An 11,131-nucleotide genomic window follows, 5' to 3' on the forward strand; every position below is an offset into this window, starting at 1 on the left:
CTCATTTTCTCATTTTCTCATTTCCTCATTTTCTAATTCTCTAATTTCCTAATCTATAACTAAAAAAGGTACTCCATCCCCCTTATGTTAAGGGCTCGGAGTACCTTATAATTATTTTTAATCCTTCGGTTATCTCTTCTGTTGTGCCTTGCGTTGGGCTTCGGCTTGCTCCATCATCTCACGCATCTTGGCTTGAAATTTACTTTCCTTCTTAGGTTTTTTCTTGTTTTCTTGTATCTGTGCGTGAATCTTCTGCTCGTCTATAATCCAATACTTGATAGCCAACATAATGCCTATGGTCAATAGGTTAGATATAAAGTAGTACAAACTCAGTCCGCTGGCGTAGTTGTTAAAGAAGAACAACATCATCACTGGTGATAAGTAGATGAGGAACTTCATATTAGGCATCCCAGGTTGCTGAGGTTGTGCAGTCTGTGCCATTGTCATCATTGAGTAGATGAAAATAGCCACAGAAGCCAACAATGGAAACAAACTCACGTGACTTCCGTAGAACGGTATAGAGAAAGGAAGTTCAAAAATAGCATCGTATGACGATAGGTCGTGAGCCCATAAAAAACTCTTTTGTCTCAATCCAAATTCGGTAGGGAAGAAGTTAAAGAGTGCTAAGAACACAGGCAACTGTAACAGAGCAGGAATACAACCGCTGAGCGGGTTCACACCTGCTTTGTTGTAGAGCGCCATAGTTTCTTGTTGGCGTTTCATAGGCTCTTCATATTTCTTGTTGATTTCCTCAATCTCAGGGCGCAATACCTTCATCTTAGCCTGCGATACGTACGATTTGTAAACGATAGGCGACAATAATAAACGCACGATAATGGTCATCAAGATAATCACCAATCCTACCGAGAAATAATCAGTGAGGAAGTTGTAAAGCGGAATGAACAACCATTTGTTGAGCCAACCAAAAATACCCCAGCCTAACGGAATGAGCTCAGTAAGTTCATACTTGTCGTTGTACTGTTTGAGCACGTTGTAATCGCTAGGTCCAAAATAGAAGTGCAACGACTCGCTTAGCTCTCCGCTTTTCGCTTGTATAGGCAAAGAAGTAAGGAAGTTCTTGGTGTATTTTACATCTTTTCCTTCGCTCATAGCGATATTGTGAGAAACGAAATCGCCTTTGGCAAACGGGTTGTCAGAAATGAGCACCGATGTAAACAAGTGCTGTTTGTAAGCCACCCAGTTTACTTTCTCTTCTTTTTGCTCGTCATTACCTCCTTGACTCAAGCGGTTAATGCGGTCGCCGTCGTACTGCACGGTCGCTTGCGTATAACGGTTTTCATAGGTGACGCTCTTCTCCATACGGCGTGCCTGTAACTTCCAGTCGATGTTCATAGGCTTAGAAGTATTCACAATACCCGATAAACCTTGTGAGCGCACTGCCACGTCCAACATATAACCCTCTTTTGGTAGGGTGTACACATATTCTAAATAAGCGTTTTCTGAAGTTTTGAGCTTCATCGAAAGCACTTTGTTGCCGTTGTTTTCGCTTAGCGTGGGCTCGAAATATAAATCTTTAGAACTTAGGGTTTGGTTCTGAGCAGTAGTAAAACTAAGGTTAAAAGTAGCATTCCAATCTTTAATTAAGTAAACAGGCAAAGAATCATAAGTTTTAAATTCTTTGAGCAAAACCTCCTTGGGTTGTCCGCCTCGGTTGCTGATAGTGAGCTTGATGTCTTTGTTTTCCAATACAGTTACCCCGTCTTTTGCCGACGGTAGAGTAGCCGAATAGGCAAAAGCACCTAAGCTGGCTTTGTACTTTTCTAAGGCTACCGAATCAGTAGGGACACCTTGGAAGGTAGCGGTATGGGTGTCTTTTTGGGTGTTAGTAGCTTGGTTTGCTTGTTGTTCTTGTTGAGCTTTGCGTTTAGCTAATTCTTCTTCACTTGGTTTATTGTTATTCATAAACCACATCAAAAGTATAAAAATCAAGGTAAAACCTATAATACTCTTTAAATCGAATTTTTTTTCTTCCATATAAGTGTTTTTATCCGTGTTTTAGTTCTTTTTTAGTTTATTGTTTAAGGCTGCCTTCACAAAAGCTACAAATAGCGGATGCGGATTGGCAACGGTGCTCTTGTATTCGGGGTGATACTGTACGCCCACAAACCAAGGGTGATTGGGCAGTTCTATCACTTCCACCAAACCCGTATCGGGGTTGATACCAGTGCACTGCAATCCTGCCTTTTCGAGCTGTTCTTTGTAGTCGTTGTTAAACTCATAGCGGTGGCGATGTCGTTCCGAAATCTCTTTCTTGCCATAGGCTTCGTATATCTTACTGCCTTTGCTAAGCTCACAAGCCCAAGCCCCGAGGCGCATAGTGCCTCCTTTGTGAGTAATTTCCTTCTGACTTTCCATCAAGCTGATTACCGGATAAGGCGTTTGCTCATTCATCTCGGTAGAATTAGCCCCTTTAAGTCCAGCTATGTGTCGGGCAAATTCAATGACTGCCATTTGCATCCCAAGACAAATTCCCAAAAACGGAATGCGGTGTTCACGCACGTATTCAATAGCTTTTATCTTGCCTTCAATACCGCGACCGCCAAAACCTGGGGCTACGAGCACAGCATCCAAATGACCTAATTTGGCTTCTATATTTTCTTCATTGAGGTGTTCTGAGTGAATACTCTCCACATCCACGCGCACTTCGTTCGCCGCTCCGGCGTGTATAAAGGCTTCTAAAATCGACTTATACGCATCTTGTAGCTCTACGTATTTGCCTACTAACCCTACTTTTATGCGGTGTTTGGGGTTCTTGTAGCGTTGCAAAAAAGTGTTCCATTGGGTGAGGTCGGGTTCGTTTTTACAAGGGAGGTTCAGCTTCTTGAGTGTCACTTTGTCCAACCCTTCTAAAAGCATCATATTAGGTACATCGTAAATAGTAGGCACATCAATAGACTGGATTACTGCCTCTCGCTTCACATTACAAAAGAGCGCCAGCTTGTATCGAAGCTCGTCCGAAAGTTCGTGTTCGGTACGGCAAACCAGTATATCGGCTTGAATACCGCTTTCCATCAGGGTTTTCACGCTGTGTTGCGTAGGTTTAGTTTTCAGTTCACCCGCCGCAGCAAGGTAAGGTACTAAGGTAAGATGTATCACGATGCCATTGTGCTCTCCTAAGTCCCACAAAAGCTGTCTTACTGATTCTATATAAGGCAACGATTCGATGTCGCCCACCGTACCACCTATTTCGGTAATCACAATGTCGTATTCGCCTGTTTTGCCAAGTATCTGAATGCGTTCCTTAATTTCGTTGGTAATGTGTGGTATTACTTGCACCGTTTTGCCCAAGAACTCACCACGGCGTTCTTTCTCGATAACGCTTTGGTAAACGCGCCCTGTGGTTACATTATTAGCTTGCGAAGTGTGTACGTTTAGGAAACGTTCGTAATGTCCTAAGTCGAGGTCAGTCTCAGCACCGTCTTCGGTCACGAAACATTCGCCGTGTTCATAAGGGTTGAGCGTACCAGGGTCTACATTGATGTAAGGGTCAAATTTTTGTATCGTCACCCTATAGCCACGAGCCTGCAAGAGCTTGGCAAGCGAAGCCGCAATGATGCCCTTCCCCAAAGAAGAAGTTACGCCCCCAGTTACAAATATATATTTGGTATTTGCCATTTCTATTTAATTTGGTGCAAAGGTAGTGAATAATTACCAACTAACAATATTTAAAGCCTAAAATGTTAGTTTAAAGGCATAAAAAATAGAAGAAACTTGCCTTACACGTTCAAGTATTCTTCTACTTAGTACTAACTTAGCTACACTCTTCCTTCGTTCATTGTTCGTCTTTTGTTCGTTCTTCCTTCGTCATTTGTTCGTCTTTTGTTCGTCTTTTGTTTGTCGTAGACCCACTGTAGAGCCACTGTAGAGCCACTGTAGACCCACTCATCGTTCGTTTATCCTATAAGCTTCCTATAATCCTCTCCCAATTTCACCATTCACCATTAACAACACTTCCTATTTGCTAATCTTTATTTGACATTTCTGGCATTTTTGGTATTATTGGCATTAATTCGGTATTACCTAATGATTCCCAATTTCTTCATCAAGAAAGTAGCATTTTTGTTTTGGCAAACGCCCTCTCTTAACTTATAGTCGAAAGTGAGTTCTCCATTGGTGATGTCAGACTCAAAGCATTTATTTTGAAGTTGATGAGGATATTGTTCAGTAAGTTTACACACTTCTATATCGTGAGTAGCCAGCACGCCCAAAGCTTGTAAGGAAAGCAATCGTTCGATAATCTTGATAGTGCCGTACTGTTTGTCTTCTGAATTAGTACCCCGTAGTACTTCGTCCAAGAGCACAAAGCAACGTTCGTCCTCTAAGGTCTCCATTATCTGCTGTATACGATTGATTTCAGCAAAGAAATACGATTTGCCGTCGTTAAGCGAATCAGCAAGACGCATAGAGACAAGCAAACGCAAAGGGTGTACATCAGCTTTGCGCGCACAAACAGGTAACCCAACAAGGGTAAGCAACATATTAACCCCCAAAGTGCGCAAGAAAGTACTCTTACCCGACATATTAGAGCCTGTAAGCAATACAAAAGCGTGCTTGTCCAACGTAATATCATTGGTAATCCGATGTTCAGAAGGGATAAGCGGGTGTCCTACGGCTTCAAAAGCTATTTCATAATCATTATTGAGGGTAGGATAAACAAATTCAGGGTTGTTATAACTAAAATTAGCAAAACTGCACAACACTTCCGTTTCCCCCACCGACTCTAACCATTCTTCAATACAGCTTGCATATTGCGCCTTCCATTGCAAAAGTTGCTGATAGCGATGTACGTGATAAAAAGAGAAAAGGTTTAGGGGTATAGAGACTAATATATTACTCACATTGTCCAAATCGTCTAACAATCGGGAAAGTTGAGCTATTTTAGCGCTTGCTTGTTTGTTTTTTTTAGGGAAACGCGCTTCTACTTGCGCAATACACTCCTTAAAAGCATATAACATCGTATAAGTACGCTCAAAACCGAGTTTTTCTTTCGTCATTTTACCAATAAAAGAGAAAAACAGTAGCAAGTTTACAGTGATTAAGAGCTTTCCGACGCTTTTTAGTAGTTCGTTGTCGTTTCCATATCCTATCAAAAGACTTATGATGAGGAATATAGGTAGAACAATGAGAGTATATTGCATTGTTTTGCTCAATAGTTTTGCAGTACTGCTTGCCCAAGTGCGTAGTTTAATGTAAAAATCTTTGCTGTCATCTATTTGTTGAGCATAAGCAGTAAAGGTTTGTCGCCAGTTTAGGTCGGGAGTAAGTGCTTTTATCTGTTCTTGTGTGTTGATAATGTCCTCAGAAGAAGGAGAGAGAAGTCGCTTGGCTAAAAGTTTTTTGCCTAAGAAAGTATGCGTACGGTTAAGATAATGATAAAGAGAATGTTCACCTAAAATATCCAAATCGTAAGCATAAGGGTGGTTTTCTTCTTGAAAATCTTTGCCGTTATCGGTGAAGAAAGTATGTTGTTCTAAAAATGCAATTTCCTGCTCATTGAGGCGTATTTTAGTTTGAGCGATACTGCGCAACGCACTTATTTTCTTGTGTTTTACTATCAAAAGAAGAAAAACCACAATAGTAAGCATACAAAATAGTCCCATTACTACTGATGGAGCTTTTATAAGTTTGTATACTGACCAAATGATAAGTAGCATTTCAGCTAATCGGAGGAAGCTAATTTGGTTGTATTGTTTAGTAAGTTTTAGGTATTGCTGTGTTGCCTCTGAAAGTTTTTCTTTATATGAATTTGTTGTCATTCGTAATTTGTCATTCGTCATTATTATCGAATCCAATCGTTCAGTCTGTTAGCATCTAATCGTAAAAAGATAAAAAGCAGAATAGTAAACGCCCAAAGCCCAGAACCTCCGTAGCTGAAGAAAGGCAACGGAATTCCAATGGTAGGAATTAAGCTAATCACCATACCGACATTGATACAGAAATGCACAAACAGTATTGATACCACACAATACCCATACACCCTGTTAAACTTAGATTTCTGTCGCTCGGCAAGTACTATAAGTCGCAATAGTAAAAATGAGAAGAGTATGACCACTAAGGCAGTCCCCATAAAGCCCCATTCTTCACCTACGGTTGTGAAGATATAGTCGGTATGTTGTTCAGGGATAAAGCTACCTTTGGTACGAGTACCTTCCAAGAAACCTTTCCCAAAAGTACCTCCTGAGGTTATCGCCGATTCAGCCATATTAGTATTATAGGCAAAGTCGCGCTTCATTGCAGCTATCTTCTGAGGGTCAGTTTCAAGACGTAGCCATAAGTTCAAACGATTGCGGTGGTGTTGTTTGAGTACATTGTCGTATACTGGGTGCGTAACAAACGCCGTAAGCAAGCATATAACCGATAAGATAAATATATTTTGAAACGGAATGCGTTTTGTTTTTCTCTTATGCCAAAAGCCGTAAAATCCAATACAAGCTGCACAAGCAAACAGAGTGAAAGTTGTTCCAAACTTTAGTGAGGAAACAAAAACTACTCCTGAAAGAAATAGATAGAAGAGTAAGGCAGAGGGCATACCTTCGCGGAAAAGTACAAAAGCTAATGAAAAGAACACCAATAAGCTCCCTACGTCGGGTTGTAATAAGATGAGTACGGCAGGAATACAAATAATTGCAATAGCCCGTAAGAGGTCAGGAGTACGGCGAATATCGGTGTGGATATCGCTCACATAACGCGAAAAGGCAAGAGCTGTAGCTACTTTAGCAAACTCACTGGGTTGTACCGTAACAGAGCCAAAGGCATACCAAGCTTTAGCTCCATTTGTCTCTTTACCAAAAATAAACAGTCCAGCTAATAGTATAATAGAAATGATGTAGAATATTACTGAAAAGTTGATATAAAACCTGCTATCTATGGCTAAGATAAAGATAATAAGCAAGAAACTAAGCCCAATAAAAAGCAACTGCTTTCCGTAAAACTGATTGAGGTCGAAGATAGAAGTAACGTTTAAGTCGCTGTAAGTAGTGGAAAAGATAGCTATCCAACCACACATTACCAATAGTAAGTATAGTATTACTGAAGTCCAATCGAGGTTCTTTACAAGGCTATGTCTCATTGTAAGTTATAAGTGGGTTATTTGCGTTTTCTTCTGAAAAGGAAAAACATAGCGTATTCAATAGCTAAGTTTAGCCATCTTCTTTCGTTAAACAAAAAAGAAAGCCACGTGTGAGCAAGTAAGTTTTTAGGAGTTAAACTCTCTGCCACTGCCGATACTTGATTGGTAAGAGATAGTCGGTCTATTTCCTTTTCTAAGCGCAGTATTTTAAGGTCGTTATCAATTTCTTCAAAAGAACTATAGATTTTATTCTTCGTCATCGGGTTCAGCTTTAAAATAGATTTCAGAGAGTTTTTCTAATAGAGGCTTTTCAATAAGTTTTTTGCGGAAAGCCAATACTATTACCGCAATCAACACATAGAAAGCTCCTACAATAGCAAAACCTAAGGCATTGCTACCAAGTGCTTCACCAATAGCATACGCTCCGGCGAAAGACAAAAAGAACAATACCAACAAACTCGCAAAGGATACTATAAAAAAGGTTATAAGTCCGTAAGACGATTTACCTATAAACCTAAAAAGGAATAATTTATAGTAAGCTATCTGCGAATTGAGAGCGGTACTTGCTTTTGTAGGAACTTCCTCAAAAGTTTCTTTGATAGAGTGGATAGACATATGTGCTTATTTCTGCAATTTAGCGTTAGCTGCTTTTAAGGCGGCTAATTTCTTTTCTAAGAAAGTAATCACGTCTTCGGCTTTATAGCTTGATTTGGAAAGCAGGGTGTCTACTTTTTCTTCCAAAGAGCCTTTTAGTTCCGCTGATTTTTCTTTTACATTCTCAGTTAAACGGTCAAGTTGTTCTTTTAGCTTTTCAGCCTTGTCACTCACGCTATCTTTAATCTTTTCGCGGGTAACTTTACCCTTATCAGGAGCAAAGAGAATACCTAAGCCCACTCCAATAGCAACACCTGTTGCCAATCCTAATAAAATGTTTCCTGTTTTTGCCATAATATAATAAATTTTAGTTTTACTTATGATTAAATTTATTAGTAGTTATACTCTAATAAACGCACAAATATACAAAGTATTTTTGAAAGGTGCAAATTTAAAGAAAAAAATAATTACAAATCAAATACAGAGGTACGTTTAGCAAAGAACAAATCCTTAATTTTCAAAAGTGATGCTAAAAGCAAATATACACCAAACCAAGCTCCTAAGGTGGCAAAGGTACCGTAAATAAAAACAATACGAACGTCTTTGGCACGCATTCCTAACTTCTCGGCTAAACGCGATGATACTGCAAAGCCGTATTTCTCAAGGAAAAACCTAAATTCAGAAAATATCTTCATAATCATTCATTAGCTACACGACTTACTTTTCGCACTTTAAAAAGCAGTAACATTCCTAAAACAAAGAAAACTATTAGTGAAATAGTAGCATTGCGCATATTATTGGTAAATTGGTCTATCATACCATAAACACCCATTCCTATTACAATACCCAATTTCTCAGTTACATCGTAAAAACTGAAAAAGGAAGTAGTATCTTTAGTTTCGGGTAAGTAAGCAGAATAGGTGGAACGTGATAGCGTTTGTATGCCCCCCATTACAAGCCCTACTAAAATAGCTATTGCATAAAACTCAGTAGGTTTATATACGCAATATGAAAGCAAACAGATGCCTACCCATATAACATTAAGCCCAATGAGCACTGCAATATTACCCCATTTGCGCACTGTTAAAACCGTAAGGTGTGCTCCTAAAATAGCTACTAATTGAATAATGAGTACACTTATAATGAGCCCCATAGTGCTTTCTTCGGAGTTTGCCCATTGTATTTCTTGCTCTCCAAAATAAGTGGCTATCAGCATAACGGTTTGTACACCCATACTGTACACAAAGAAAGCAATAAGATACCACTTCAAACGAGGAGAAGCTGAGAGAGATTGCCATACTTTGCGCAGTTCTTTAAAACCGTTGAAAAGAATGCTTTTGCTGAACTCCCCTCTGCCTTTTTTATAAGAGGGAAGATAATAGAAGGGGATACTACTAAACCCTATCCACCATATTCCTACTGTAATAAACGAGATGCGCATAGTGGTGAGAGTAGTTTCAGCATCAGTAGTAGCAAAGCCTACCCATTGTGGTTTCATTACCATTATGAGGTTAAAAATAAGTAATAATACACTACCTGTATACCCTAAGCTGTAGCCTTTGGCACTTACGGCGTCGTACTGTTCAGGGAGGGCGATATCGGGTAAATAAGAATTATAGAATACGATACTCCCCCAAAAGCCTACTACGCCACAAAAATAACACAAGAGTCCGAAGTAAATATGTTCTAAGGAAAACCAATATAACCCTACACAAGAAATAGCTCCTAAATAGCAGAAAAAGCGCATAAAGCTCTTTTTATTCCCTAAGTAATCGGCGATACCACTGAGGATAGGGGAGAGTACTACCACTACTGCAAAAGCTAAAGCGGTTACAAAAGCAATCACAGAAGTGCTTTTAATCACCATTCCAAAGAGCTCAATATGGGTGAGCTTTGCAATACGAAATAACAATCCGTAGAAAATAGGGAAGATAGTAGAGACAATGGTGAGAGAATAGACAGAGTTAGCCCAATCGTAAAAAGCCCACGCATTGAGTAGTTTTTTATGTCCTCGTTCTAATGGTTTCATATTAATTTTGAGTGCGTTTTGCGCCTAACTTTTCAATAGAGTAAATCACACAGAAACCTATAATAGCCAATAAGATAGCAGTTAGGATTTGCGGATTGGTATTGGTGATTGTTTTGAAAGCCCAAGGCGATATGCTTTTTTCCCATATCACACTGCCATTAGTAGGATCTGTTTCCAGAGTTTCTTTCCAAGGCCATACTTTGTTTAGTGACCCAATAATAAAGCCTGTGAGTCCTGCAAAGGTAAGGTTTCGGAATTTAGCAAATAACCATTTTAAGGCTTTTGAAAAGCTAAGAATACCTGTGATAGCCCCAATAGCAAAAACGCCAATCACTTTAAAATTCCAAGAACTAAGTGCATCTAAAACAGTGTGATAAGCCCCCAGAAGCACCAATACAAAAGCTCCCGATATACCTGGGAGTATCATAGCGCAAATGGCTAAGGCACCACAGAAAAAGATAAAGATAATACTTTGGTTACTGCCATTTACCAAGGGAGGAATAACAGTGATAATATAAGCAACAATCCCTCCAACTATCATAGTTAAGACAGCGGCGAGATTCCAACGTTTTATTTCTTTTGTTAGGAAAAAGACACTTGCAATCATTAGTCCGAAGAAGAAAGACCATACCATTATGGGGTGATTTTCTAACAGCCATTTCATACCTTTGGCAAGCGAAAGGATACTGATACCTATCCCTGCAAGGAGAGCTACAAAAAAGTTCCCATTGATGTGTTTCCAGAAAGCAACTAACCCTTTTGTAAAAAGGAGTTTGAAGGCTTGTAAGTTTACTTTGCTGATAGAATCGACTAACTCCTCATAGATGCCCGAAATGAAGGCAATAGTTCCCCCTGAGACTCCTGGTACTACATCGGCAGCACCCATAGCGAGCCCTTTGAGGGTGATAAAAAAGTAATCTAAAAATGTACGTTTCATAAAGAACGGTTTCTGTTTCAATATTGAACTTAACGGGTGCAAAAGTAATAAAATAATATTCATTGACCAAAAAGATAGAAGTTTAAAAATCTTTGTTATTCACTTTGGGAGCAAGTTTAATGGTTAGTGATTAATGGTTAATGGTTAGTGGTTAATGGAGAAATTGGGAGAGGATTATATAAAGCTTATAGGAAGCTTATAGGATAAACGAACGATGAGTGGGTCTACAGTGGCTCTACAGTGGGTCTACAACGAACAATGAACGAACGAAAGACGAACAAAAGACGAACAAAAGACGAACAAAAGCCGAACAAATGACGAACGAAAGACGAAGAAAAGACGAACAAATGACGAATGAAAGACGAACAATGAACCAACAAAAGACAAATTTAAATTAAGGATATAATGGAGGTAAGAAAGAGACTATTGGGAGCTTTCAGCTTTGCCAAAGTCTGAAATTTTGGGAAAGTCCATACTGTGA

General features: G+C 39.4%; 10 protein-coding genes. All 10 read right to left on the reverse strand.

Annotated features, from left to right (window positions below; all coding sequences use genetic code 11):
• Positions 1-129 precede the first annotated feature (129 nt).
• Positions 130-1,995, reverse strand: coding sequence for a membrane protein insertase YidC (gene yidC, locus HMPREF9078_RS09360; RefSeq protein WP_009420449.1), 1,866 nt, complete (start codon positions 1,993-1,995; stop codon positions 130-132).
• A 21-nt stretch (positions 1,996-2,016) separates the two neighbouring features.
• Positions 2,017-3,636: a CTP synthase gene (locus HMPREF9078_RS09365; RefSeq protein WP_009420450.1), complete on the reverse strand. Its 1,620-nt coding sequence runs from the start codon at positions 3,634-3,636 to the stop codon at positions 2,017-2,019.
• Between the two features lie 401 nt (positions 3,637-4,037).
• Positions 4,038-5,798, reverse strand: a complete 1,761-nt coding sequence (locus HMPREF9078_RS09370) for a MutS domain V protein (protein ID WP_009420451.1) — start codon at positions 5,796-5,798, stop codon at positions 4,038-4,040.
• Between the two features lie 2 nt (positions 5,799-5,800).
• Positions 5,801-7,090, reverse strand: coding sequence for a rod shape-determining protein RodA (gene rodA / locus HMPREF9078_RS09375; protein ID WP_009420452.1), 1,290 nt, complete (start codon positions 7,088-7,090; stop codon positions 5,801-5,803).
• Positions 7,091-7,107: 17 nt separating this feature from the next.
• Positions 7,108-7,350 (reverse strand): DUF6327 family protein, encoded by a 243-nt coding sequence (locus HMPREF9078_RS09380; RefSeq protein ID WP_002672980.1) that lies wholly within the window; start codon positions 7,348-7,350, stop codon positions 7,108-7,110.
• Positions 7,337-7,705, reverse strand: coding sequence for a phage holin family protein (locus tag HMPREF9078_RS09385; RefSeq protein ID WP_009420453.1), 369 nt, complete (start codon positions 7,703-7,705; stop codon positions 7,337-7,339). The genes HMPREF9078_RS09380 and HMPREF9078_RS09385 overlap by 14 nt, the downstream gene beginning before the upstream one ends.
• A gap of 6 nt (positions 7,706-7,711) precedes the next feature.
• Complete coding sequence (locus HMPREF9078_RS09390; protein ID WP_009418037.1) at positions 7,712-8,038, reverse strand: YtxH domain-containing protein; 327 nt, start codon at positions 8,036-8,038, stop codon at positions 7,712-7,714.
• Positions 8,039-8,151: 113 nt separating this feature from the next.
• Positions 8,152-8,379: a hypothetical protein gene (locus HMPREF9078_RS09395; protein ID WP_002672970.1), complete on the reverse strand. Its 228-nt coding sequence runs from the start codon at positions 8,377-8,379 to the stop codon at positions 8,152-8,154.
• Between the two features lie 2 nt (positions 8,380-8,381).
• On the reverse strand, positions 8,382-9,713 hold the full coding sequence (locus HMPREF9078_RS09400; RefSeq protein WP_009420455.1) for an MFS transporter: 1,332 nt from the start codon (positions 9,711-9,713) through the stop codon (positions 8,382-8,384).
• A gap of 1 nt (position 9,714) precedes the next feature.
• Positions 9,715-10,650 carry a DUF368 domain-containing protein gene (locus HMPREF9078_RS09405; protein ID WP_034543469.1) on the reverse strand — a complete coding sequence of 312 codons (936 nt, stop codon included), beginning with the start codon at positions 10,648-10,650 and terminating at the stop codon, positions 9,715-9,717.
• Between the last annotated feature and the right edge of the window lie 481 nt (positions 10,651-11,131).

This window comes from Capnocytophaga sp. oral taxon 380 str. F0488 (assembly GCF_000318255.2).
Classification (GTDB): Bacteria; Bacteroidota; Bacteroidia; order Flavobacteriales; family Flavobacteriaceae; genus Capnocytophaga; species Capnocytophaga ochracea.